This window comes from Methylobacterium sp. E-025, assembly GCF_022829705.1.
GTDB lineage: Bacteria > Pseudomonadota > Alphaproteobacteria > Rhizobiales > Beijerinckiaceae > Methylobacterium.
Window position 1 is genome coordinate 1 of the sequence record NZ_JAKSYR010000191.1, and the last position, 217, is coordinate 217.

Genomic DNA, 217 nt, shown 5'->3' on the forward strand with positions numbered 1-217 from the left:
GAACTCGGTCGGCACGCCCGGCACCCGGTTCTACCAGCTCAGCCAGGCGCTTCGCGACACCTACCAGTTCGTCGCCGGCGCGAGCCTGATCTGGTCGCCGGTGAAGGACCTCGATATCGGTGTGGAAGGCCTCTACACCCAGATCGGCGTCAAGAACGGCCGCGTGATCGACACCGACAAGGATCCGACCGCCTACTCGCGCATCGCCGCGATCAAC

At 65.4% G+C, this 217-nt stretch carries 1 pseudogene; it reads left to right on the plus strand.

The features are described from left to right. Positions 1 to 217 (plus strand): annotated as a pseudogene (locus MKK64_RS26795) (porin); the annotation flags it as partial.